Origin of the sequence: Pseudomonas paraeruginosa (genome assembly GCF_003025345.2) — a bacterium.
Classification (GTDB): domain Bacteria; phylum Pseudomonadota; class Gammaproteobacteria; order Pseudomonadales; family Pseudomonadaceae; genus Pseudomonas; species Pseudomonas paraeruginosa.
Window position 1 is genome coordinate 4,239,548 of sequence record NZ_CP020560.1, and the last position, 23,066, is coordinate 4,262,613.

Genomic DNA, 23,066 nt, shown 5'->3' on the forward strand with positions numbered 1-23,066 from the left:
TCCTGAAACAGAGCCGTCATCCCTCACCTTCGATACGACGACTCCCGTGCCATGCGTCGGCCACCGTGCCAAGCCCGGCGGCCAGTAACACCCTTGCCACGCCAGCCCTTGCGCTTCACCGATCGACGGGAGGATTCCCCCGATGAAAACGTCATCCAGAAGACAAGTTGAAATACTCGGGCGCTATGTATCGAGTCCTCGACGCTTCTTCGCCAGCAGCGGCAACCTGACCCGATCAAGGGAAGCGGCACGCGCCACCCAATAAAAGGACAAAGGGATGCCTATTCATAACCTCAATCACGTCAACATGTTCCTCCAGGTCATCGCCTCCGGCTCGATCTCTTCCGCTGCGCGTATCCTGCGCAAGTCGCACACCGCGGTCAGCTCAGCGGTGAGCAACCTGGAAATCGACCTGTGCGTGGAGCTGGTCCGTCGCGACGGCTACAAGGTCGAACCCACCGAGCAGGCGCTACGCCTGATCCCCTACATGCGCAGCCTGCTGAACTACCAGCAGCTGATCGGCGACATCGCCTTCAACCTCAACAAGGGGCCACGCAACCTGCGGGTGCTGCTGGATACGGCAATCCCGCCATCGTTCTGCGACACGGTGAGCAGCGTCCTGCTCGACGACTTCAACATGGTCAGCCTGATACGCACCTCGCCGGCCGACAGCCTGGCGACCATCAAGCAGGACAACGCGGAAATCGACATCGCCATCACCATCGACGAGGAGTTGAAGATCTCCCGCTTCAACCAGTGCGTGCTCGGCTACACCAAGGCGTTCGTCGTCGCCCATCCCCAGCATCCGCTGTGCAATGCTTCGCTGCACAGCATCGCGAGCCTGGCCAACTACCGGCAGATCAGCCTCGGCAGCCGCTTCGGCCAGCATTCGAACCTGCTTCGCCCGGTCAGCGACAAGGTGCTCTTCGTGGAGAACTTCGACGATATGCTGCGCCTGGTGGAAGCCGGCGTGGGCTGGGGCATCGCGCCGCACTATTTCGTCGAGGAGCGCCTGCGCGCCGGCACCCTGGCCGTTCTCAGCGAGCTGTACGAGCCGGGAGGCATCGATACCAAGGTGTATTGCTACTACAACACCGCGCTGGAGTCCGAGCGCAGCTTCCTGCGCTTTCTCGAAAGCGCCCGCCAGCGCCTGCGCGAACTGGGCCGGCAGCGCTTCGACGAGGCGCCGGCCTGGCAGCCGAGCATCGTCGAGACGGTGCCACGGTGCTCAGGCCCGAAGGCGCTCGCGTACCGGCAGCGCGCCGCACCAGAGTAGAGCGTTCTCCAGCAGGCGCTGGCCGTGGGTGGTGAGGATCGATTCGGGATGGAACTGCAGGCCCAGTTGCCGGTTCCGCGCATCGGCCATCGCCATGATTTCGCCATCCGCGTCCGCCAGGCACTCGAAGCCCTCCGGCAGACGGCTGACCACCAGCGAGTGGTAGCGCGCGACGCGCAGGTCGCCGATGCCATCGAACAATGGATGGCGCGGATCGAAGCGCAGCGCCGTGCTCTTGCCGTGCAGCGGGCGCCGCGCCACCGCGACCGCGCCTCCGGCGGCCAGCGCCAGGGCCTGGTGGCCGAGGCAGACGCCGAGCACCGGCAGGCGCCCGCGAGCCCAGGCGAGCAATTCCAGCAAGCAACCGGCGTCCTCCGGCCGCCCCGGCCCCGGCGACAGCACCAGCAATTCGCAGCCGTCGGCCAGCAGCGCCGCGCGTACCGTCTGCAACGGCGTGTCGTTGCGCATCACCCGCACCTCGGCGCCCAGCAGGCAGAACTGCTCGACCAGGTTGTAGGTGAAGGAATCGAAGTTATCCAACAGCGTGATGCGCATCGCGCTCTCCCCTTTCGCGTTCGGCGGCGGCCACGGCGGTGAGTACCGCCAGCGCCTTGTTGCGGGTTTCCTCGGCCTCCAGCCGGGGCTCCGAGTCCAGCACCACACCGGCTCCGGCGCGGACCCGGGCGATGCCGTCGCGAACCTCGGCGGCACGGATGACGATGCTGGTGTCGAGATTGCCGGCGCTGTCGAGGATGCCGATCGCGCCGCCGTAGCTGCCGCGATAGCCGTCCTCGAACTGCCGCAGCAATTGCATGGCACGGACCTTCGGCGCACCGACCAGGGTGCCCATGTTCAGGCAGGCCCGGTAGGCGTGCAGGGCGTCCAGCTCGTGATGCAACTCGCCGGCCACCCGCGAGACTAGGTGCATCACATGGCTGTAGCGGTCGACCTTGAGCATGTCGCGCACCCGCCGGGTGCCACGCCGGCAGACCCGCGCCAGATCGTTGCGCGCCAGGTCGACCAGCATCATGTGCTCGGCGATTTCCTTGGCGTCCAGACGCAGTTCCGCCTCCAGGCGGTTGTCCAGTTCCGCATCGATGGCCCCTTCGGCGTCGCGCCCGCGCGGCCGGGTACCGGCGATGGGATAGAGCTCCACCTCACGGCTGGCGGCATCGTATTTCACCGCCGATTCCGGCGAGGCCCCGAACAGGCAGAAGTCTCCCGCGTCGAGGAAGAACCGGTACGGGCTGGGATTGCGCAGGCACAGTTGGCGATAGGCCCGCCAGGGGTCGGCGCAGGGCACGCTGAAACTGCGCGACGGTACGATCTGAAATACGTCGCCTGCCCTGACATGCTCCTGCAGGCGCTCCACCTGGCGGGCGAAGCTCGCGTCGTCGAGGTCGACCTGGTAGTTGCCGGCACGAACCCCGGCAAGCGCGGGTTCGACCGCGTCATCGACGGCGCCATGGTATTCGTCGGCGCACCGGCGCAGGCTGGCGGCCAGCGCCTGATGCCGGCCCGGTTCGTGGACGAAGGCCTGCAGCGAGGCCTGGCGCGCCACGTGATCGATGTCCAGCAGCAGTTCGGGAACCAGGAACAGATAATCCGGACATTGCCGGGCGGGATTGGCGGGCGCCGGCAGCGGCTCGAACTGCTCGGCCAGGTCGAAGCTGAACAGTCCGCCCAGTAGCACCGGCCGCTCGTCACCGCCCAGGGTCTCGAGCACCCGGCGCAGCGCCTCCAGGCTGGACAGGGCGTGCAGGCGCCGCCATTCGTCCGCCTCCGGCGCCTCATGGGGGAAGCGCCAGTGCAGGGTATCGCCGTCGCGCAGGCAGGTGACCTGCGCCGGACACGCCTCGCTCAATGGCGCCAGCAAGGCGCGCCCATTGGGGTTGGACGCGCGCAGCAGCACATCGCGTCCCCAGCATTCGATGCGCAGGCAACTGGAAAGAATCGCCACGCTGCGCCGCGGCGCCTTGCTGTCGACATCGAAACAGTCGAACAGCATCCGTCCGCTTCCCGCCGCGCGCCAGACCGACAACGCGTCAGGCGACAGGGAGCGGTACTTCAGGCGCTCTTCCAGCCGATAACCGCTCCCGCTCACAAGCCACCCCCCGGCGCCCACGGGCTGCCGGCCGGCGTAGCGCGACCACGCAACAGCCTGTCCATCATCGATATCCCCCTTCATTCCCTCGATTGCGGCCAGCGCCGACGGCGCTCGCCGCCGCAATGAATTTCCCGTCTCACTCCAGCGGCAGCGACTGGCGGGAAAGAATCTCCAGCATCCGGCGCATGCTGCCCAGGTGCAGTCCGCCGGGCAGGAAGTCGACGCTCTGCCCACCCCAGGCACGGTGCAAATCCTCGCTCAACTCATTGATCGACTCGCCCATCGCCTGCCGCCAGCGCAAGCGCCGGCACAGCCGCAGGCACTCGGTGAAGGCGGACTCCGCCCCGTCCGCGGCCAGCCGCCCCCGCAGCAGGCCGCCATGGCCCGGGATCAGCTGCAGCAGGGTCGGCAACCGCTGCAGGCGCTCCAGGGTGTCCAGGTAGGCGTCCAGGTCCTCGAATACCAGCGGCCGCCACACCCCTTCCGCCTCGTCGAACTCACCCAGGGCGTCGCCACAGAACAGGCGCCGCCGACGTACGTCGTAGAAAACGATCTGGTCGTCGCTATGACCGTGCGCCTCGATGACCTGCAGGCGATGCCGCGGGCCGAGCTCCAGCCACTCGCCGTCGACCAGCGGACGCACCGGCAACGCGTCCCAGGCGCAGGCTTCGGGCAACCGCTGGTCCGCACGCAGCAGTTGCCGGTTCAAGCGCTCGACTACCCGCACGCCGCTTTCCGACCGGAAGGCCTGGCAGGTCCGCTCCGACGCCAGGACCTGCACGTTGGGCAGCCGCGGGCACAGGTAGGGCAACAGGCCGCAATGGTCGTAGTGCTTGTGGGTGATGAGCCAGTAATGCACCTGGGACGGGTCGGCCACCCAACGGCACAGGTCGGCCCAGACCAATTCGGCATCCCGGCTGATCCCTCCTTCGACCAGCGCCCAGCTCGCCTCGCCGAGGCGCAGCAGGAACACCGGTACCTGAACGTCCCCCAACAGGCACAGGTCATCGTCCAGTTGGCCGGGAGCCGAGAGTCTCAACATGGCCGGTTCACCTCCTCCGGTTTGCGGTACAGCGCCGCGCCCCAGGTCGCCCCGGAGCCGTAGGTCAGGATCAGCACCCGTTGTCCCGGCTGGATGTCCGGCCAGAACATCGCCAGCGTCACCGGGGTCGAGGCCGAAGCCATGTTGCCGAGGCGATCGACGGTGACGGCGAACTTGTGCTGCGGGATGCCCAGTTGCTCCTGCACCGCATCGAGGATGCGCAGGTTCGGCTGGTGGCAGATGACGTGGTCGATGTCGTCCAGCGTGAGCGCGTGGGCGGCGAGCATTTCGCCGGCGATCCGCACCAGGGTCTGGCTGGCATGCTCGAACATCGGCCGGCCGCGCATGAGGAACTCGCCACCGCCCTGGCGCAGGACGTTATCGTCGAGGAAGGTCGGCGACGCGCTGCCCGGCGCCGCGGTCATCAGCAGGTCGAAGTAGTTGCCGTCGGCGCCCAGGCGCAGGTCCAGCAGGCCATCTTCGAGACTGTCGCCGGCGCTGACCACCGCCGCGCCGGCGCCGTCGCCGAGCAGGATCGACAGGTTGCGCCCGCGATCGGAACAGTCCATGCGCTTGGACAGGACCTCGCCGCAGACCACCAGGACATGCCGCGCCAGGCCGGCGAGGATCTGCCCGCGGGCCACCTGCAGGCCGTAGAGCAGCCCGCTGCATTGCGCCCGGATATCCAGCACCGGGATCTGTCGCAGGCCGAGCAGCGGCTGGATCAGGCAGGCCTGGGATGGATCGTGGTGATCCGGCGACAGGGTGTTGACCAGCAGCAGGTCGATGTCCCCCGGCAGCAGCCCGGCGGCCTCGATGGCCTGGCGTGCCGCCGGCACCATCAGCGCGCTGACCGCCTGCTCCGGTTCGACGTGGTAGCGCGTGCGCACGCCGGTGCGTTCGACGATGAATTCGTCCGAAGTGTTGATGCGTCCCACCAGGTCATGGTTGCTGACCTGGCGTTTCGGCAGGCTGAACCCCAGCCCGGCGAGAATCGGATTACCCATGTGCGGCCCTCCTCGAGCGCAGTGGATCGGCGTGGCGATGGGTCAGCACACCAGTACCTCGCCCAGCCGCCAGACCTGCGCGGCGAAGCCCCAGCCGGTCGCGGCGCCGGCCATGACGATGCGATCGCCGGGTCGGATCTTGCCCTCGCGCAGGCCGGTCATCAGGGTGTAGGGAATGGAAACCGAGATCATCACCCCGGTATCGCCCATCGTCAGCTGGTACTGGTCCGGACGCGCGCCGATGCCTTCGGCCCAGGCGTTGACCAGGAACGGCGCCGGCTGGTGGAACACGAAGTAGTCGATCTCGTCGCTGCCCAGCCCGGCCTTCTCCAGGGCGCGGCGCATCGCGATCGGCACGTTGGTCGGGACGAAGCTGGCCATCTTGTTCTGGCCATCGCTGAACAACGAGAAATACAGCCGCGGCCTGGCCTCGCCGGCCGGGTTTTCCGGCAGGCGCCAGCGACCGGTGGCCACTTCATAGAACGTGGCGTCGCTATGCTCGGCCGAGGCCAGCAGGTCGCAGCTGTCGTCGTCGCCGCGGGTCAGCAGGGCCACCGCGCAACCATCGGCGAACAGGGTCGAGGTGCGCGAGGTGAAGTCGAGCAGGTTGGAAATGTATTCGCTGCACACCACCAGCACCTTCTCCGCCTTGCCCTGGCGGATCATGCTCGCCGCCAGGCGCAGGTTGAGCAGGAAGCTGGCGCACTCCATCTGCGAATCCAGTGGCAGCGCCCGGCTCAGTCCGAGTTGCTTGGACAGCACGTTGGCCATGCGCGGGTAGAGACGCCCGCGCAGATCCGGCAGGACATCGCCGGCGTCCGTCATGATCGGCGAAGAAGCCGAACAGATCAGCATGTCCACGCTATCCGGCGCGGTATCGCTGCTGCGCAGCAGGCGCTCGGCGGCACGGACCACCAGGCTGAACTCGTTCTCGCCGTTCCGCGGATCGAAATAGCCCCGCCGATTGACGCCCCAGAATTGCCACCAGGACTCGCTGAGGTCCGGTACCGCGGCGAACACCGGATCGTCGTTTTCATAGCTGCGAGCCGGAAGCTCACAGGTGATCGCTGCCAGTTTGACCTTATGCATGAGCTTCTCCCGCCAGTTCCAGGGTCACGCCCTCCACCACCATGCCGAACGGATCGAAGCTGATCAGCAGCAACTCCTCCAGGCGGTCGCGTTGCGCCGCGCGCAACTGCGACGCCAGCTCGAACGGCCCCAGGCAACGACCATCGGGCCGCCCCTGGCCGAACCATTCCTCGCGCACCCAGTTCAGCTGCGGGAAGTCCCCGGCCAGGCGGGTGAATCCGGCGCGCACCGCTTCGGGCAACCCGGGCTGGGCCGGCAGGTTGAGATGTCCCTTGACGTCGCCTACCTGGCGAATATCGGTATTCAGTGGAATGCTCAGCGGCAGCCATTCCTGCGCCGGATCACCGCCCAGCGCACCGCGGCGGAACGCAGCCTTGCCGGTCGGCCGGCAGAGCAGCGCCAGGGCGCCGTCGGCGAGGGCGAAGCCGGATTCGCTATCCACCTCCAGTCCCTGGCTGGACTCGCCGCGCACCACCAGCACGTTGCGATAGCCCTGGTCGCTGGCGAGGGTATCGACCACGTAGAGCGCGCGGGCCAGGCTGGAATCGGTGAGGTCGAAGACATGCGCACGCTTCGCCCCGAGCACTTTCTGCAAGGGGTGGCCGATCTTCGGCGCCATGATGTCGCGATTTTCGATGAGGTGGTCGGGAGACAGGGCGAGGCCCACGATCAGGTCGATCTCCTCGGGCTGCACAGACGCCTCGTCCAGGGCCTCGCGCACCGCCGGCAGCAAACGCTGCATCAGCATCTCGTCGCCCTGGGCCCTGGGGCGTTCGCCGCCCAGCGGTCCGTCCAGACACACATAGGATGGGGGCAGGTTCACCCCCACAGCCTGAATCAACATGCCCGTTCCTCCGGAAGGTTGTCGTGGTAGAGGGTGTCGGCGAGATGACGCAGCTCGGCGCGCGCCAGCTTGCCGTTGTCGTTGCGCGGCAGTGCCGGCAGTACATGCAGCTGGCTGGGCAGCATGTGCGAGGGAATCCGTTGGCCGAGATGCTGGTCGATGCGTTGCGCCAGCAGGATCTGGTTGCTCTCCTGGCGCTCGTCCAGGGTCACGAAAAGAGTCGGACGCAGGCCATCGTGACGCCGACTGGTAGGCACCAGCACGGCTTCGCGCACCTCCGGCAGATGCCGGCAGACCGCTTGCTCGACCTGGGTCGGCACCACCCAGCGGCCATTCACCTTGAACAGATCGTCCTCCCGTCCGCAGTGGCGGTAGGCGCCTCGCTCATCACGCTCGAACAGGTCGCCGGTGCGGTACCAGCCGTCGGCGAAGCGCGCCTGCTGCTCGACGCTGGCCCGCCAGTAGCCCGGGCTCAGCCCCGGCCCGCGCACCAGCAGCACGCCCTGCTGGCCGGCCGCCTCGACGGTCTCGCCGTCACGGTCCAGCAACCGGCACTCGTAGCCCGGCAACGGCAGGCCGGTGCTATCGGCCTGCGCCTGGCCCGGCCGGTTGGCGAGGAAGACATGGCCGACCTCGGTCGCCCCGATGCCATCGCAGATCTCCAGGCCCTGGGCGCTCCAGAACTCGAACTCGCCGCGCGGCAGGGGCGATCCGGCGGAAAACGCCAGGCGCACGCTCTCCAGGAGTTCGTGCGCATGAGGGCGCAACGCCGCATAGATCGCCGGCACGCCGAACAGCACCTTCGGCCGGCTGGCGCGCAGGTTCTCCAGCACCCGCTCCGCGCTCGGCCAGGTGTCGTCGAGCAGCGCCGAGGCGCCGCTGAACCACGGGAAGAACAGGCTGTTGCCCATGCCGTAGCCGAAGAACATCTTGGGTATCGAATACAGCCGGTCGCCTTCGCGCAGCGCCAGCAATTCCCCGGCGAAGGCACGGCAGAAGCCGAGGGTATTGCGCAAGGTGTGGATCACGCCCTTCGGCGCGCCGGTGGAACCCGAGGTGTATTGCAGATAGCAGGGCGTCGTCGACTCCTGGCGGTGGAAGTCGCTCCAGCCGGGCTCGGCGGGCCCCGCCAGCGCCGCCAGGGAAAAATCGTCGAGCAACGGCTGCCCGACGGTGGCACGCAGGGTCAGCGGCGCCAACGGCCCGCTCAACGAAGGCGCATCGGCTTCGCGAACCACCAGGCTGGCCTGGCAATCGGCCAGGATCTCGGCCAGAGCCGGCTCGCGGGTCTTCGGATTGATCACCGCCGGAATCGCCCCAACGGCGATGCAGGCGAGGAACAGGCAGACCAGCGAGGGCGAATCGTTGAGCGCCAGCACCACCCGGTCGCCGGGTTCGAGCACCCGGGCCAGCTGGCTTGCCTGCGAGAGGATGGCGGAGCGGCACTGCCGGCGGCTCAATGTCTGGCCCCGATAGCGATACAGTTCGGTGCCGGGATCGAAGTCGAGGCGGAACAGAACCTCGGTCAGGTTGGCCAGTGTGGTCATGACAGAACGTTCCCTCTTCAGCGATAGGCGCCTGTTTCAGGAGAGGCCTGAGCCAGAGCGCTTGCTTTGTCAGGAACGGGAAACTAGCGGCGCTGGGCGAAGCGCGGTATTCGGAGTCCGAACGAAAAAGTTTCGGTGGCCAGGGGCCGGCAACCGGCCTGGCCATGCCCAGGATGCTTCGCAGCCGCATGAACGACGGCTCTTCGCTGGAGAACCGGCCCGGACTGTCCGACGCTGGTGGCTGCGCCCGCTACGGGAGGAATCCGGCAAGCGGCAAAGAACCGTTACAACCCACCACCATCGAACGTCGTCTCCGGCTCGAAAAGACTACAAACCAATGACAACCTACTTTGCCTGGCAAATCGCCTGCCAGATCTCACAGTTCCGCTGGCCTGGCCGCGGGCGCCATCCAGGGCGCCCAGCGCGGCCCACCGGGGCGGGAAACAGGGAGCCTGGCCAACCCCTCTCCTCGCTCCCGTGAATCATTGCGTACACTGGGGCGGCCTTGCCGGGAAAGGATGTGCCACAGATGTACTACCGCTATACGAAAATGCAGTCGCCGGTCGGTACCCTGACGCTGGTAGCCAGGGGCCCGGCGCTGGTCGCCGTGCTCTGGCCGCACGAACGTCCGAATCGCGTTCCGCTGGACGCGATGGAGGCGGCGGACGCCAACCCCGTGCTCATCGAGACCGAACGCCAATTGCGCGAATACTTCGCCGGCCAGCGCACACGCTTCGACCTGCCCATCGACTTCCACGGCACCGATTTTCAGAAGAAGGTCTGGGCCGCGCTGCTTACCATTCCCTTCGGCGAAACCCGCAGCTATTCGGAAATCGCCACGCAGATCGGCAGCCCCAGGGCCGTACGGGCGGTCGGGGCGGCCAATGGCAGGAACCCGATCTCCATCATCGCCCCCTGCCATCGGGTCATCGGCGCATCGGGGGGGCTGACCGGCTTCGCCGGAGGACTGGAGGCCAAGCAGAGGCTCCTGCAACTGGAACGCCAGGTATGCAGGCCGGACCTGCTGGATGGACTCGGCGGTGGCTGATACGTCGACCTGACGGCAAACCAGGCGAAGCGCTGGCGCCCGCCTGGCAAGAAGCGATAGTACCGCCCTTACTGGTAGCTCATCGTGAAGGTCGCGGCGGCATTGGCCTGGCCCGCTGCCAGCGGAGAGGACGTCGTCACATAGCGCGCCCTCAACGGAATCGAGGTACTGGTGTTGCCGAACTGGCCGACGAACCATTGGTTGGGGTTGCCGGTGATCTTGGAGTCCGGGCCGAAGCTGACCATGGAGTCGTCCGCCCGGCGAATTTCCACGGCGACGCCCTTGGCCGCGGTGGAGCCCTTGGAGGACAGAGTCAACCGGTTGCCGCGATTACCCGGGTTCGTGGAGTCGGTCAGGGTGATGAACATCCGGGTAGAGGCGCCTGTCGAGCCTCCCGAGCATTGCAGGTCGATGGAGAAGGGCTTGTAATCCGATCCGCCACTCCGCTCCAGCTGGACCAGGCTGACCTCACCCAGGCCTATGTCGAGCCTCTTTTTCTGGATGGTGCAGGTGGGAACGGTCGGGCGAATCGGCAGGCCGCCATTGAAACTGACTCGTGCGGCTACCAGACCGCCATGATCCAGGACCCTGATAGTACCGATCTCACCTGACAGTACCCCGGCGGCGGTAATGGGTCCGGTTTTCACCAGCTGCACTCTATAGTCGTTCGCCCCTAAAAGAATCTTTCCAATTCCCTGATAGTTTATGTTTCTCGGCCACCACCCATCTTTTTCGAAATCCGTTATTCGATAGCCGACCCCTGACACCGACGTTTCATAGGCATTGAACTTGGCGTTGTACCTCCCCACGCCTTCGTACACCATGTTCCCGATGAGCTCACTAACTCCACACATCACGACCGCGAAGTAGTTGTCTCCCATACCCGCGGCATCATAGATCACCGTACCATCCGGCACATTCGGGTCGAACGTCGAAGGCAATACTGCAGGGAACCTGACATCTTGATAGGGAATGGTCTCGCCATTACCACCCCGAGATACGACGAAGCAACCCTCAGTCGGCTTGGCAAAGCCAGCGACGGGAAAAATGAGAAAGACGATCACCACGGTCAGGAAAAATCGTTTCATGAAGGGACTCTCAGTCATATTCCGTTGGTGGGCGAGACACAAGAGAGCTGCACGCGTTCATAGGCAAGTTCCTTGTTCTTCGGCGGCAACTGGTAGTCAGCCATGCAAGAGCCGCTGCTCCAACGGATGGAAAGACGTCCCTGATCCTGGATGCCGAACACCAGCAGACGAGAAAGGTTGTCCACCATGCCGACCACCTTCTCCTCCGCGTCGTAGGCCTGGGCACCGAACGGGATCTTCTCGCCAGAGCCCATGGTCAGTTCGAACTGCACGCGGCGGCCGGATTCCGCGGCGAAGCTGCTGCGGACCACCGCCCCGCGAGTGGGAACGACCATCTTGGAGTTGTCGGAAACCTCGGTATCGGAACCGAGCGTGGTGGCATCCAGGTTCACATAGTTGTATCGGTATGGCTGCGCGTAGGGCACTACCGCATAGCCACTGCCATCGGTACGCACGCCCCGGTAGCCTTCGATACCGACACCGGAGACATCCGGCACCTCGACCAGCGCGAAGGTTTCTCCCACCGACTGGCCGAAGGTCACGCCGCCCCCATGCACCACGACGGAACCGCTGGCGCCCATATCGATGTGCTTGTTGTCGCGTCCCTGACTGTAGTTGGCGCTCAACGAAGCCTTCGCGGTATCCCAGCCAAGCCCCACGCTACCGCTGTCGCCGTTGTACTTGCTATGTCCCGCCTGGACGGAGTAGTTGACGGAATTCTGATCGTCCAGGTAACCGGAAACGCCACTTTGCAGGCTGGAATCCCCATGCCGGGAGGATACGGCACTGGCGTAGGCACGGTGAGAACGACTCGAACTACCCAAGGGAATGCTGACAGAGGCGGTGAACTGGGTATCGGCCTGGCCCACCGGCCCGGTGTCCTGGGTACGCGATACCGCCAGGCTGTAGGTGGCGCTCCTGTAGCTGCTGCTGTAGCCGAACTGCCAGCGGCGGGTACTACCCTGGCGGTTCCAGTACGTCGTCTCGCCGGCGCTAAGATAGATCGAACTGGTGCGGAACAGCGTCTGGTTCACCGTCAGGTCCAGGCGGCTCTTCTGCCGGCCATAGCTGACACCATTCAGGAAGTCCTCGCTCGACAGATCCTCCACATGCTGGCTGAGCGTGCGGTAGCCCTCGGTGGAGTAGCGGTAGCCCACCATGGTGAAGTTGGTGTCGGTGGAGTTGATGGTCTTGGAATAGAGGAAGCGCAAGCTCTGCCCCTGGCTCCTGCCGCTGCGCCGGGCCTTCGACTGGCTGTGGGTGATGTCCATCGAGAGCCCGCCATAAGGGGTGTTCAAGCCCAGGCCAAGGTTGGTGGCATTGTAGTTGTCGGCCACCAGCAGGCCGCCGTACCCGGTGACGTTGTCGGACATGCCGTAGACGGTGGTGCCCTGCACCAGCTTGGGCGAGGGTTGCCCGTCGTTCCGGTACTCACCAGCCGATACGCTGTAGCGCAGGTTCCCCTTACGCGTCATCACGGGCAGGTAGGAATACGACTGCTTGAAGGTTCGCTCGCGCCCATCCTCCTCGATGATCTTCACCTCCAGGTCACCGTTGGAACCGCTGGGATAGATGTCGGTGATCTCGAAAGCCCCCGGCGATACGCTGGTGGAATAGATCACGTAGCCGTCCTGGCGTATCTCGACAGTGGCGTTGGTTTCAGCGATTCCACGTACCACGGGCGCGTAGCCGACCTCGTTGTCGGGTTGCATGCCGATATCGGATTGCAACCTCACCCCTCGCATACGCACGCTGTCGAAGATTTCCGAGTTGGTATACAGCTCGCCGAGAGAAAGAGTGCCCTTGAGTGGACGTATATCGCGCTCTACATAGGTGCGGTTGCTGCTGAACTTGTTGCGCATGCCGGTGCCGCCGACCAGGGAGGAGTCGTTGCGCAGGCGCCAGCCGAACAGGTTGAAGCCATTGCGCAAACCCAGGTATCGATAGTCGCTGCTGTCGCCATGGCTGGTATTGCGGCTGAAGTTGGCCTGGTAGTTGGTGAACAGCGCCGTGACCCCATCGTCCCAGAGGGAAGGATCCACATAGCCCCGGACATGCCGCTGGACATACATCTGCGGAATGCTGACCAGCAGGGCCAGCTGGTTGACCTCGAAATCGACCGACGCGCCGGGAATGAGCGCTGCGATGTCCAGCGGAGTATTGTTCTCGAGATTGGATGGAATCAGGTTGTCGCGCATCAGGCGGGCCACGTCGACGCCCAGGTCCCTGAGCAGGCCGACCTGAATGACCGGACGGACCTCGCCGGTTTCGGCATTGGCGCTGAAGTTGATGTCCTGGCGACGGATCATCGTCTGATTCAGGTAGACGTCGACGTTATAGGAGCCCGGCGCAACCGAGTTTCCTTGCTCGAAATACTTGAGTTCAACCGGGCTGCCATTGGTATTGTTCAGGAGTTCCGTATTGAACTCCACCGCCTGGACAGCGGCCGGCAGCGCAAGCCCCAGGGCCATAAAACAGGAAGACCCGGAACAAAGGGCTATTTTGAAATTGAACTTTTTCCTGAAAATGGCCACGAGACTATCCCTTGGGCTAACTTCCCAACTTCGGCTGGAAATATTTGTCCGTAATCAGGACAGGTTCCGACCTGCCCTACCCTGCATATGAATCAGTTCGTCAGGACACCTGAGTGTTTCTCGGAGGCACCAAAATCGTTGACGTTTTCAAACTCGACGCTCAAACCGGTGGCGGCACTCGGAACAGCATCCTTTAGAACCAACTTTTGAGAGGACTTCGGTGCAATCATGTCCGCCATGGCTTCATAGGACTTGCTACCGGATTTCAACTTCACGGCGACAAAGGAAATATGAAAGGGCGAATCATTGGTGACTTCGAGGAGTGCTTTTCCATCCTGACGAACCAGGCGCCATTTCAAGTTCTTTGGCGCGTCTTCAACAGTCGGCAGTCCTGCCGGACGATAGAAAACCTTGATACGTTGACGAAGTGCGATCTGCAGGGTGTTTTCCCCTTTTGCCTTCTGCGGGATTTCCTGGACGCTCAGGCGAAACACGGACTCACGATCCGACGGCAGCCCTTGACCCTGGAAGAGAATGCGCAGGTTCTGCTGTTTGTTCGCGCCCAACCGGCTCAGTGGTGGCGTGATCGCAAAAGGAACATCCTGTATCCCGCTGCCGGATTCGGGCTCCATCCAGGACTGGATCATGATGTCCTCTGCGGCCTGGTTCTTCACCAGGATGGACGCCTCCTTGGCAGGAGCCTGGATAACGACGCGTGTGCCACCCAAGGTAATGCCCGCACTGGCCATGCCGGAAAACAACATGAAGGCGCCAGCCCAAAGTAATCTGGAAGACAATGCAAGTTTCATGGTTTAACTCGAAGCTTGAGAAAGGGGGGCCGCAGCCCCCCTCTACAGGGCGAATTAACGGTAGGTCAGGGTGAACGGCAGGGTGCCGTTCGCGGAACCCGCAGTTACGCCTTTGGCATCGGAGGCGGTCATGACATAACCGGCGCGCAGGTTCAGCTTGGCGCTATAGGTGTAGTTCGGATCGGTACCAGCCTTGACCAGCGCTTCCTCGAAGACGTCGCTGGAGTTGGACAGGTTGATGCGGGTGCCGTCCTGCTTGTACAGGCCGATGCCTACGCCTTTGGCCGTCGAGCCGCCAGTCAGCTTCAGCAACTGGTTGTTGTTGGGGTCGATCTGGGAGCCGGACTGCGGGTCGAAGCGGAGCTGGACGTGGGTCAGGCCGGTGCCGGTAGCGCCACAGTCCAGATCCAGGTTGATGTTGGTACCGGCCGCGATGCCGCCACCAGCGGTGCCGCCCAGAGCATCGATACTGACAGTGCCCAGGTTGACGTCGATGATCTTGTTGCCTTTGTCACCGGTAACACCGGTGCCGGCGCCGCCGGTGATATTGCAGGATGCAGCAGTGATGTTGCCGGTGAAGTTGATGGTGCCGTCTGCAGCCATGGCGTTACCGACAACCAGGCTGGCTACTGCGGCAGCCAGAAGACTTTTCATGGAAATGGACACGATTGAGCTTCCTTTTTGCTAGTGGATGTATTGCGAAAATGAACTCCTTAAGAGCCACGCCTATTCTCCAGAAGCATCAATAGGACGACAATTAATCGCTTCCCATGCCGCCGTATGAAACGTCCCCCGAAATGTATGAATTTTCCTACAAGTACCCTAAATAATGATTCATCTCAAATAACGAGACAGGAAAGCCCGCCTGTTTGCGTTCACAAGTGGAAAAACTTCCAGAAGTTCCGGTAGTTGCGAAGCAGAAAGCCCATATCAATTCATCGGCGAATTGGCACTTCACACAAGCCCGATTGAAACCATGGCAGGCCCGCTGAAATTAGAAGGACGCTGTCTCCAGGTGAAACAGAGAAACCGGGACCAGACGGCCCGGCCTTGAGAAGTCAGGAGACAGGAGAAGAGGCATGTCTCCGCGGGATAAGGAATTGGTAGGTGGTAGGCCGCTGAAGAACCCACCACCGGAAACGACTCAGACTTTTGTAAGCCTGGCCAACTCCGCCAGAATGCTGGCTTCGAACGTTTCGAGTCCATCGTCCAGAGTCGCCGCATAGCCGGGCACCAGGGCAAGACCTTCGCCCCGCCCCCGACAGGCCTCCTCGAGCCGGGTGCAAGCCTCTACCAGGACGCTGCTGCCAACCACCCTGGCAGCGCCTTTTATACGGTGAGCAAGTTCGGCCAGCCCCTGCTGGTCCTTGTGTTCGAGCAACTGCGCCAAACGTGCGCGGTCGTCCCGGCTGCTCGTCAGCAGCGTGTCCAGCAGACGTCGCAATGCGTCCGGCTCACCGCCTGTTATGGACTCCAAGGATCGGCTATCGAACAGCCTATCCATCGACTGTTTCGAATCCAGTTTCTCGTTCATACGCCCCTCATCGTCATGCTTGCGGATTCGGCCAGCAAGTTTCCGCATGTCAAACCCATCGGCCTCGCCAGATCAACCTGAACCCAGCCATCGGAACATCAATCAATGGGCGAGGATAAGGGAATTGACCAGCCTCCGCTGCCGCTATCGCCCATCCGGCATGGCTGCCCTCACCTCGCGAAGCGCGCCGGCTCCAGGCGCCACCGCGGCATTCTGCGCATGCACGCGTTGCAGTTGAGCAGCTCTTTCGCTTCGCAACGGCCGCGCCAGCACAGCGGCTCAAGTCAGGAAAGTCCTACAGCAACGAAAATCCGCGGAAGCTCCCTGGCCGCAAGGATCATTGAGGCGTCTGTGGCGGGCAGGTGCTACCATGGCGCCCAGGACAGATCCATCGAGTCCCTCCCGCCAAGCATCGGAAGCACGGTCATGAACGCGTACCGAACGCCTGAACGTCGAAGCACCGACATTCCCGGTCCGTCTGAATCGTCTCCCCTCTTTCCCGCGCTTGCCCTGCAAGGATGGAAGAGGCTCTGCGCCGGCCACACCTCGCCGGCGAAGGGTGCCTGCCGGCAAGGCGGCCAGCTCGACATCGCCAGGGCTCCCGCGCGCCAGGCCATAGGCCCGCCGACGCACGGTTCCGACGCATCCACACCCAGCAGATTTCGAAGGACACTCCATGAGGGCAATGGCTTGGCGCGCGCTAGCCTTTCTTGTCGTTTTCCTTGCCGGCAACACGCTCAGCCTGGCCCAACAGACGCCCATCACCCTGTTCGGGCGGGTAGCCCCGACCCTTCGCCCCTGGCTGGACGAAGCCGATAGGCAGTGGCTGGCCGAGCGGGGACCGCTGACCCTTGGCGTGTCCAGCCCCGACTATCCGCCACTGGAACTGCTCAGCGCCAATCACCTGCAGGGCATTACCGCGGATTATCTCGCACTGCTGTTCGACCAGCCTGTCCGGATCGCCCGCTATCCTTCGCGGGAAGCCGCGCTCCAGGCCCTGCGCCGGGGTGAAGTGGACCTGCTGGGCAGCAGCACGCCGGTCGAAGCCAGCGCCAGCAAACTGGCCCTGAGCGAACTCTACCTGCTCGACCAACCCGTGCTGGTCACCACCAGCGACGCAGCGGAATCCCTGGAGAAATCCGCCATCCGCCTGGCCATCCCTCCCGGCTATCTCACGGAAACGCAGATTGCCGCCGCCTATCCCGGCAGTCGGCTGTTCCTCTACGAATCCACCAAGCGGGCACTGGAGGCCCTGGCCCTCGACGAAGTCGACGCGGCGCTGGGAGACGTGGTTTCCAGCAACTACCTCATCAATACCAATTACTGGGTGAACCTCAAGATCAAGAGCTTCGCCCCCATCGAAAGCCGAGGCTTCGGTTTTCTCCTGAGACCCGACGACGCGCGCCTGCGCGCCTATCTCGACAAGGCCCTGCCTGTCGTCTCCGCACAGTTCGGCGACGGCATCCTGCGCAGCTGGAGCGGTGGCCGAAGCATCAGCCTGAGCGACAACCGGATAGCCCTGACGCCCAGGGAAAACCGCTGGCTGGCGGACAACCCCAGGATCAAGGTCGTGCTCAATGGTTCGCTGGGCGCGCTCGGGCAGTTCGACCAGAATGGCAAGGCGGTAGGCATCGGCCCGGACTACCTGGAGCTCGTCAGCCGCCGCAGCGGCCTCCGCTTCGACTATGTCGCCGCCCGCAACTACACGGAACTCGACCAGGCGATGGCCAGGGGGGATGCCCTGCTGTCGCCGGTGATGTCGCCTACGCCAGCGCTATCGGACAGCATCGAGTTGTTGCCGCCCTACCTGCAGTCGTCGGTCATCGTCCTCGCCGCGAAAGGCTCGCCCAGACCCGGCGGAAACGATCAGGTCCACCACCTTTCCGAACTCGAGGGGCAGCGCGTGGCGGTGGTTTCCGGCTACTTCCTGGAAAGCGAGATACGCACGCATCACCCACGCATCAGGCTGGCCGTCTATCCCACCCTCGTCGATGCGCTGCGCAGTGTCGACGAAGGCATAAACGACAGCTTCGTCGGCAGCGACTACGCCGCCCGCTTCGTGGTGACCCAACGCTTCGACAATCGCCTGCGGGTGACAGGCGTACTGGACGAGTACAGCCGCCCCGTCAGCCTGGCCGTGCAGGCGCCGGAAAAGGAGCTGTACAGCATCCTGGAAAAGGCCCAGCTCTCGGTGACCCCGGAAGAAATCTCCGAGCTGATCAGGAAATGGGAGCCCAGGTATCTGAGCATCAAGGGAAGCTTCTGGCGTGATTACCGGCAACTTATCCTGCAGATCGTGGGCGTGTTTCTGCTTCTGGTAGCCATTTCCATCGTCTGGGGGCTCTACCTGACCCGGCAGATCCGCAGGACCCGCCAGGCGGAGCAGAAGGCGGAGGCCGCCAACCAGGCCAAGAGCATCTTCCTGTCGACCATGAGCCATGAGCTGCGTACCCCGCTGAGCGCGGTGATCGGCCTGCAGGAACTGGCCCTGCGCCAGGCCGACCAGGGCGTGCTGGACAAGGAATCGCTCGTCGCCGCGCAGACCGCTGCCCAGGGGCTGCTCCTGCTGATCGGCAATGTCCTGGACCTGAGCCGGATCGAAAGCGGAAAAATCGACTCCACGCCCAAGGCCGTGGCGCTGAAGGCGCTGATGGAAGAGATAGCCGGGCTGGTGGACGGCCTGGCCCGCCAGAAACAGCTGGCGCTGACCACCGAGCTCCATGGCGAAGTGGACACGTGGGTCACAGTGGATCCGCTGCACCTGAAGCAGATCACCTTCAACCTGCTGAGCAACGCCATCAAGTTCACCGAGCGGGGCGGCGTGACGATGCGGGTAAGCGGCACGCGCCGGTCGCAGCATCTGCATGTGCAACTGGACGTCATCGACACCGGCATCGGCGTCTCGGCGGAGGACAGCGCCAAGCTGTTCCAGCCCTTCGCCCAGGTCGAGTCCGCCCAGGCCGGGCAGGCTCATGGCAGCGGGCTCGGCCTGAACATCACGCGGCGCCTGGTGGAGCACATGGGAGGGCATATCGCGCTGCAGAGCGAACCCGGCAAGGGCTCGCATTTCAGCGTGACGCTCGAACTGCCGCTCGCCGCGCCTCCGGCCACCCTGCCCGAGGTGACGGCCAGTCCGGACATGGATACGCGGGCGACATCGCTGAGCATCCTCGTCGCCGACGACCACCCGTTCAACCGCATCGTCCTGGAAGGACAACTACTGCAGCTGGGCCATGCCGTCACGCTTTCGGAGGACGGGCTCGAAGCCTGGGAACGGTGGAAGACAGGGCAATTCGACCTGCTCGTCACGGATGGACACATGCCGAAGATGAACGGCTTCGAACTGGTCGCCCGGATCCGCGCGGAAGAGCAGGCCGAAGGCCGCGCCCGTCGCCGCATCATCGCCCTGACGGCCAGCGCCGAGGAGGCCATGGCGGAGCGCTTCCAGCAAGCGGGCGCGGATGAGGTCCTGTTCAAGCCGGTTACGCTGGAGACGCTGGCTCTTGTCATCCGCAAGGAATGACCTGACGAACGTTCCTCGCACACCGGTACGAACGACAGCGAAGGCCTTCCGCGCCTGGCCTGCGCGACGCAACCGCGCGTCTCGATCGAACGTGCCGAACACCCGGCTGAAGTGCGAGTACGCCTCGGAACGTGCCATCGTCTCCTGCACGCCGGCGAGCCGCTCCTTCTCGGTCTTCTCCGCTTCGAGCGTCGCCGACCTCGCTCGTCGTCAGCGGTCCCAGGAACATCCATCCCCGCTCGCGATTGTCGGTCTCGGCCTGTCGCGCTGTGCGCCGCTGGACGCCATCCTTCGGTCCCAGTTCGCAGGCGAAGGCGGTCAACGCCTCGCCGACCGGGTTGCTCGCCGGGCGCGCCGGCTGGTCGGGCGCGGTGGTGAGCTGCCGCCGCGCGGCGAGACCTGGATGAGCTGCTCCTCCAGGGTCTTGCGAGCGCAGTCGATGAGCATGTTCGAGGAGACCCAGTCGGGCACCCTGGGACTTTCCAGGGTGGTGATGGTTTCGAGCTGGCAGGTCCGCTCGGAAAAAGGCAGCGCATCGAGATAGGTCTCGTCGACGACGACGAAGATGCGGCTGGGCTTTTCTCCTTCGCTGTAGACGAGCCAGAGATCGCCCGCATGGACTGGCGCGATGCAGGCGACAGCGAGGGCCGCGGGCGGGCGGCCCCGGGGATCGCCCGGCGCGCCCATAGTTCATCCGTGCTAGTCGACCCTCGCGGCCGCCCGCACCTATGATTCCTCCCTTGGACGCCCCCGTGGCCAGGAACACCACATTTCAAGGAAGAAGCGATGACCAAACCACTCCTCCACCTTCGACGCTGGCTGCTGCCGCTGCTTCTCCTGTGCACGGCAACGACAGCCATCGCCGAAAGTTCGGGCGACTACTGGATCGTCTACGGCAAGGGCGAACGCTACAACAACGAGATATTCGTCGCCGACGCCGCCGGCATCGTGCAGAAGCCCAAGGGCATCCAGTCGGCGCAGATCATGCAGATCTTCGAAGACCCGTCGATGCCGACGCTGGCGGCCTACGAAGTCCAGTTCAAGTGCGAGGAGCGCAGGATCCGCTTCTACAACGCGCGCGCCATGCGCCGCATCGACAACGTCATCAACAACGTGAAAACCGTCGAAGGCTGGATCGACCCGGAGAAGTACGACTATTGGCTGCAACGCTCGTTCGCCTTCGTCTGCGCCCCCGCCATCCGCGCCAACAACCAGATGCTACCACTGGGCAAGATGGCCACCGCGCGCATGGTGCGGACCGTCCAGGCGATGTTCGCCGAACTCAAGGGCGTCCAGGCCAGGAAACAGACCATGCGCGACCTGGACGAGATGCTCGGCAATGCGCCGAAATGACGGGAGGCGTGCCCGCCCTCCCCGCCCCTTGGCAGGAGCCTGAAGTATCTTTCGCGAAGTCAGGCGCCCGCCATCATCGGGATACCAGCGGTATTCGAATCCTTGGCTTGCAGTGACGCTCTCAGCACATATTCAGCGTCGCTGCTCCGATACGGTGATCTTGTGTGCCAAGTATTCAGCTCCCATGATTACAGTCGGGTTCGTCGCCACGGAAGGTGTCTCTGGATAGATTGACGCATCCACGATACGCAGCCCTTCGACTCCCCACACCATCCCTTCGCAGTTCGTCACGCTGAGACCGTCGCGCGCGGCCCCCATTGGCGCCGTTGATGTGATGTGCAGGGTGGGTTCCACATGTTGCTGTAAAGCTGCACGCAGAACATCCGGGTCGTCCGGCACCGGGGTCCCGTCGCGGAACGTCACACTCTCCACGCGCTCGATCAAAGGAGCCTGGCGTACCACACGCAATGCAGCCTCGATGCCCGCCATCAGCCGGACGGTATCGTTCGGTACTTGAAGCAGGTTCAGTGAAACATCGATTTCCGCATCAGGGTGACGGGCAAGCAATTCCATCGTTCCACGAGACTCCACATGACAGGCGCATACTATGACTCCGAACGCATGTCCGGAGGACGCGACTGACTCGTCCGCGTAATGATTGAAGCCAAGGTAGAAATCGAGTTCCTCTCCCGTTGCGAGTGGCGAACGTCCCCACACCTTGCCGCCCACCGCCGGCGTCCGCTCACCTCCATCGCGTGTCACAACCTGCAAGTAGACATGCGGCTGATCCATCAGCGCCTGCCCCACCGGCAAGTCTTCTACAAGTGGAATCCCAAGTCGTTCGAGCTTCGCTCGCGGCCCAATGCCTGAGCGAATCAGCACTGCCGCACTGCCAACCGCACCAGCCGCAAGCGCAACTTGACGACCGCGAAACTCTCTGCCGTCGGCTAGCCTGACACCGACCACGCGCTTGCCTGCAAACAACAGGACATCGACGCTGGCGTCAGCGACAAGCGTGAGATTCTCACGCGCAACCACTTCGCCACCGAGATATGCCATGGCGGTGTTTATCCGCACGCCGTCGCGAACATTGGCCGGATAAATGGATACTCCAAACGAAGAGGGCCCATTCGCGTCATCGACATAAGGGAAACCGGCGAGTTGCGCCGCCGCAATGAACTCGCGCGCATCTCGAGTCAGTTCATCCAGGGTGCGCAAATGAACGGGAATCGGCCCGTCACGACCATGAAGCGCATCATCGCCATAATCGGAAGATTCGCATTTTTTATAAAAAGGCAGTACGTCACCATACGCCCAACCCTTCAGTCCATGTTCCGTCCATCGTGTGAAATCGGCTCGTGGTGCACGCACAAATGCGCCAGCGTTGATCGTTGAGCCCCCGCCGATCACCTTTGCTCGCAACCCTCCAGTCGGGCGCCCCCGGGCGACATCCCGTGTCGGTGACCATCGATGCTCGGCGTCGCCGCCGACCGAATCTACCGATGCGAGTCGGTCTGGGAACTCATGAGAGCCGTAGTGGTGACCTGCCTCGATGAGCAGCACACGGAACCCGGGGGTTTCACTCAGGCGCGACGCTAGAACTGCACCCGCCGAACCACCACCAACGACGATAAGGTCAAACTCGAGGAACGCGTTCTTCATGAGACCAACCTCAGTTGGAAGTTGCGGGCGTGCGCTGGATCAGGTTGAAGTCACGCAGTGCCACGTAGGGGTCCCAGTATTCACGGACGTAGGAAATCTGGCCATCCGCCACCTTGACGATGGAAATGAACTTCTGGTTGTACTCTCCGCCAGTGGCCTTGATCAGACCGCGGCTGGTGTATTCGAAGACGTACGTACCCGGCTCGTTCGTCTTGAGCTGGGTCCAGTTCTTTATCTCGGAATATTCGAGCCGCCCTAGATAGGCGCTCATCTCGGTAAAATAGCGGGTGATATTCTCCCGCCCGGTATTGGAGCGCGAAAATATCGGGAAGTCGTCCGCTGGCGCATAGGCCAGTTCAAATGTCCCCGACGGGGTAAAGTAACGTGCGACGTTGGCTGGCGTCTCCGACCAACCATTCAGGCTTTCCCGAAAGAAGCGCGCCACATCTTCGGTGTCATAACCCGGCGCCAGATACTTATAATCACCTCGTTGGACGATATGGCTCTTTCCGTTTTCCGCTGGTGTATCGGCAAAAACACCGCTGGCAACCATCGCCAGCGACAGAGCGAACAGGACAGGTTTAACAAGCTTCATGATTTTCC

Annotated in this window: 19 protein-coding genes; 4 read left to right on the forward strand and 15 right to left on the reverse strand. The window is 63.6% G+C overall.

Features of this window, described 5'->3' with window-relative positions; genetic code table 11:
- Nucleotides 1–277 precede the first annotated feature (277 nt).
- Nucleotides 278–1,276 (forward strand): multiple virulence factor transcriptional regulator MvfR, encoded by a 999-nt coding sequence (mvfR, locus tag B7D75_RS20095; protein ID WP_034079410.1) that lies wholly within the window; start codon nt 278–280, stop codon nt 1,274–1,276.
- Here mvfR and phnB read toward each other — a convergent pair.
- The 7 genes from phnB to pqsA form a co-directional block, all read right to left on the reverse strand.
- Entirely contained in the window at nt 1,229–1,831 is a 603-nt protein-coding gene (gene phnB, locus B7D75_RS20100) for an anthranilate synthase component II (protein WP_012076798.1), read from the reverse strand. The genes mvfR and phnB overlap by 48 nt on opposite strands.
- Nucleotides 1,809–3,401, reverse strand: coding sequence for an anthranilate synthase component 1 (locus B7D75_RS20105; RefSeq protein WP_107114681.1), 1,593 nt, complete (start codon nt 3,399–3,401; stop codon nt 1,809–1,811). The genes phnB and B7D75_RS20105 overlap by 23 nt, the downstream gene beginning before the upstream one ends.
- Before the next feature lie 118 nt (nt 3,402–3,519).
- Nucleotides 3,520–4,425: an MBL fold metallo-hydrolase gene (locus tag B7D75_RS20110; protein ID WP_012076800.1), complete on the reverse strand. Its 906-nt coding sequence runs from the start codon at nt 4,423–4,425 to the stop codon at nt 3,520–3,522.
- Complete coding sequence (gene pqsD, locus B7D75_RS20115; RefSeq protein ID WP_003148817.1) at nt 4,419–5,432, reverse strand: anthraniloyl-CoA anthraniloyltransferase; 1,014 nt, start codon at nt 5,430–5,432, stop codon at nt 4,419–4,421. Before pqsD ends, B7D75_RS20110 begins: the two co-directional genes overlap by 7 nt.
- A 42-nt stretch (nt 5,433–5,474) precedes the next feature.
- The gene (pqsC, locus tag B7D75_RS20120) at nt 5,475–6,521 is read right to left on the reverse strand and encodes a 2-heptyl-4(1H)-quinolone synthase subunit PqsC (RefSeq protein WP_034079409.1); all 1,047 of its coding nucleotides are present in this window, start codon (nt 6,519–6,521) and stop codon (nt 5,475–5,477) included.
- A complete protein-coding gene (pqsB, locus tag B7D75_RS20125; protein ID WP_033998683.1) occupies nt 6,514–7,365 on the reverse strand; it encodes a 2-heptyl-4(1H)-quinolone synthase subunit PqsB in 852 nt (283 codons plus the stop codon). Before pqsB ends, pqsC begins: the two co-directional genes overlap by 8 nt.
- Nucleotides 7,359–8,912, reverse strand: coding sequence for an anthranilate--CoA ligase (pqsA, locus tag B7D75_RS20130; protein ID WP_003148820.1), 1,554 nt, complete (start codon nt 8,910–8,912; stop codon nt 7,359–7,361). Before pqsA ends, pqsB begins: the two co-directional genes overlap by 7 nt.
- Nucleotides 8,913–9,441: 529 nt before the next feature.
- On the opposite strand from pqsA, the gene B7D75_RS20135 reads away from it, so the two are divergent.
- Nucleotides 9,442–9,960, forward strand: a complete 519-nt coding sequence (locus B7D75_RS20135; protein ID WP_053814348.1) for a methylated-DNA--[protein]-cysteine S-methyltransferase — start codon at nt 9,442–9,444, stop codon at nt 9,958–9,960.
- A gap of 68 nt (nt 9,961–10,028) precedes the next feature.
- Here B7D75_RS20135 and B7D75_RS29415 read toward each other — a convergent pair whose 3' ends face one another.
- From B7D75_RS29415 to B7D75_RS20160, 5 genes are all read right to left on the reverse strand, one after another.
- Nucleotides 10,029–11,048, reverse strand: a complete 1,020-nt coding sequence (locus B7D75_RS29415; RefSeq protein ID WP_158039274.1) for a fimbrial protein — start codon at nt 11,046–11,048, stop codon at nt 10,029–10,031.
- A 14-nt stretch (nt 11,049–11,062) separates the two neighbouring features.
- The gene (locus B7D75_RS20145) at nt 11,063–13,582 is read right to left on the reverse strand and encodes a fimbria/pilus outer membrane usher protein (RefSeq protein WP_107114356.1); all 2,520 of its coding nucleotides are present in this window, start codon (nt 13,580–13,582) and stop codon (nt 11,063–11,065) included.
- Between the two features lie 92 nt (nt 13,583–13,674).
- Nucleotides 13,675–14,391, reverse strand: coding sequence for a fimbrial biogenesis chaperone (locus B7D75_RS20150; RefSeq protein WP_034079403.1), 717 nt, complete (start codon nt 14,389–14,391; stop codon nt 13,675–13,677).
- A 54-nt stretch (nt 14,392–14,445) separates the two neighbouring features.
- On the reverse strand, nt 14,446–15,057 hold the full coding sequence (locus tag B7D75_RS20155; RefSeq protein ID WP_079384945.1) for a fimbrial protein: 612 nt from the start codon (nt 15,055–15,057) through the stop codon (nt 14,446–14,448).
- 478 nt (nt 15,058–15,535) lie between these two features.
- Nucleotides 15,536–15,925, reverse strand: coding sequence for an Hpt domain-containing protein (locus B7D75_RS20160; protein WP_012076809.1), 390 nt, complete (start codon nt 15,923–15,925; stop codon nt 15,536–15,538).
- Between the two features lie 676 nt (nt 15,926–16,601).
- On the opposite strand from B7D75_RS20160, the gene B7D75_RS20165 reads away from it, so the two are divergent.
- On the forward strand, nt 16,602–19,448 hold the full coding sequence (locus B7D75_RS20165) for an ATP-binding protein (RefSeq protein ID WP_034079400.1): 2,847 nt from the start codon (nt 16,602–16,604) through the stop codon (nt 19,446–19,448).
- A gap of 318 nt (nt 19,449–19,766) precedes the next feature.
- Here B7D75_RS20165 and B7D75_RS20170 read toward each other — a convergent pair whose 3' ends face one another.
- Nucleotides 19,767–20,135, reverse strand: a complete 369-nt coding sequence (locus B7D75_RS20170) for a hypothetical protein (protein ID WP_107114357.1) — start codon at nt 20,133–20,135, stop codon at nt 19,767–19,769.
- 99 nt (nt 20,136–20,234) lie between these two features.
- Here B7D75_RS20170 and B7D75_RS20175 point away from each other — a divergent pair, with 99 nt between their 5' ends.
- Nucleotides 20,235–20,801 (forward strand): hypothetical protein, encoded by a 567-nt coding sequence (locus B7D75_RS20175; protein ID WP_107114358.1) that lies wholly within the window; start codon nt 20,235–20,237, stop codon nt 20,799–20,801.
- 132 nt (nt 20,802–20,933) lie between these two features.
- Here B7D75_RS20175 and B7D75_RS20180 read toward each other — a convergent pair whose 3' ends face one another.
- Together B7D75_RS20180 and B7D75_RS20185 are read right to left on the reverse strand one after the other, a co-directional pair.
- Nucleotides 20,934–22,463, reverse strand: coding sequence for a GMC family oxidoreductase (locus B7D75_RS20180; RefSeq protein WP_034081825.1), 1,530 nt, complete (start codon nt 22,461–22,463; stop codon nt 20,934–20,936).
- A 10-nt stretch (nt 22,464–22,473) separates the two neighbouring features.
- The gene (locus B7D75_RS20185; protein ID WP_225317517.1) at nt 22,474–23,058 is read right to left on the reverse strand and encodes a nuclear transport factor 2 family protein; all 585 of its coding nucleotides are present in this window, start codon (nt 23,056–23,058) and stop codon (nt 22,474–22,476) included.
- Nucleotides 23,059–23,066 lie beyond the last annotated feature (8 nt).